Genomic DNA, 2147 nt, shown 5'->3' on the forward strand with positions numbered 1-2147 from the left:
TATTTTATGATTTTATTTTCGTAAAGACTATTTATTATATCTTTTGTAATTTCAACAGCAACTTTACTTGATTTTCCGTGCTCAACAAATACTGATATTACGTACTTCGGTTTATTGTAAGGGAAAAAATCAATAAACCATGCGTGGTTCTGAAGTTCCCATTTATCTATTTTTTCATTTTTTCCGGGTCTTTTATACACCTGCGCAGTTCCTGTTTTTCCGGCATTTTTCACAGGTACTTCCTGCATAATCTTTGCAGTTCCTCTACTGCCGTAAACTACCAGATAAAGTCCTTTTTTAATGTATTTATAATATACTTTTTTTATGGGTAGTTCTTTTAAAACTTCAGATTTTGTCTCAATCAATTTATCACTTTTATTATTATAAAAAGCCTTTAAAAGCTTCGGCTTTAAAACTTTACCATTATTCAAAACAGGTATAAGTATTTTTGTAGAATCAAAAGGTGTTATAGCTAAATAACCTTGTCCAATACTTAAGTTAACAGTATCTCCATGAAACCATCCTTCATTTAAAACCTGTCTTTTCCATTCTGGTGTCGGCACCCGTGCAACCTTTGTTTCAATATCGGGATTTAATTTTTCTCCTATCCCAAACATATACGTATAATTTGATATATTTCTAACACCAAGTTTTAAGCCTACCTGATAATAATATGTATCACAGGACTGTTCAAGAGCCTGCATTATATTAATATTCCCACATCCAGAAAGGTCCCAGTTTCTATATCTCCATTTACCAATCTCAAAATAACCACCGCTGTAAATTTTTTGATAAGGAGAAACAACTCCTTCATTTAATGCTGCTAAAGAAACTATTATTTTATAAATTGACCCTGGAGGATAAAGACCATATAATGCTTTATTGAAAAGTGGTTTATACTTATTGGAAATAAGAGCTTTCCATTCTTTTGTCGTTAATCCATCTGAAAATGATTGTATATTAAAAGATGGATAACTTAGTAAGGTCAGTATTTCATAGTTTTTTGCACCTACTATAATTACAGCACCAGATTTTTGACCAGATTTTTCAAAATTTTCATAAGCAGCTTTTTGCATTCTGGCATCTATTGTTAAATAAATATCGTTTCCTAATGTAGGTGCTTTTTCGTATAGAACTTTTTTAATTCTCCCAAGAGCATCAACAACAACCGCTTTTACTCCATAACTGCCTCTTAGATATTTGTCGTAAATCTTTTCAATACCACTTTTTCCTATTAAAACATCAGGGTTAATGTCTGGATTTTTCTGCAAATCTTCCCTGGAAGGATATCCAACATATCCTAAAATATGGGACATATATTTGGCGTATTTTGTATACTTTCTCCTTGGAACTACATTTATTAAAAGTCCTTCAAATTTATAGAAATTATCATAAATAATTTTCAGCTTATCCTCACTAAGATTTGATTTTATGATTACCCTCCGTGAAAAACCTTTCTTAACTTTTTCATCTAATTTCTTATCTATTTTAATGTTCAGATATTTTTCTAAATTAGCTTTTAAACTATCCCATCTGTCTTTTATCATGTAAGGAATTACATATATTTCATAATAAGGAACATCATACGCCAGTAAAATGCCGTTTCTATCAAAAATTCTTCCTCTTGGTGGGTTTATAGTTATCAAACGGATATAATTATTTTTGGAAAGCTTATAATAGTAATCTCCTTTTTCAATCTGTAAATAAAATAGCCTAAAAATTAAAACTAATGCACATATAATAAGAAATGATATTACTAAGTTAAATCTACTCAATTTTTTTACTTGTTTCTTTTAATAAGGAATAAATATAAAAAACAGCAAAGTTTAATACAGCATAAAAGATATATCCAATGCAAAACTCAAATTTACCTAAAAATATAAAAGAATATAAAGTTTTTAAACTAAGTTCAAGAATAGTTAATATAATTACTATTAAACTTTTTATAAAAAACGAACTTATGAAAAATTTTTCTTTTATTAAACTAACAATTACAACTAAAAACATTTTTGAAAAAAAATTAACTCCATATCCAAAAGTAAAAATATCTTGCAAAATGGATATTATTCCTGTAAAAAGGTAAATATTTTTAATTCTAACACTATAAAGCGCAACAAGTATTATAAAAACACTTAAAGGGTCCCAAA

2 protein-coding genes are annotated in these 2147 nt (G+C 28.2%); both read right to left on the minus strand.

From position 1 onward, the window contains the following. Positions 1–1775, minus strand: a 1775-nt coding sequence (mrdA, locus tag HG1285_RS03800; protein ID WP_008288791.1) for a penicillin-binding protein 2, incomplete at its 3' end; no start/stop codon positions are given. After that, a partial coding sequence (locus HG1285_RS20365; protein ID WP_008288792.1) for a hypothetical protein occupies positions 1768–2147 on the minus strand: 380 nt, incomplete at its 5' end. The genes mrdA and HG1285_RS20365, both read right to left, overlap by 8 nt.

Source organism: Hydrogenivirga sp. 128-5-R1-1, from assembly GCF_000171895.1.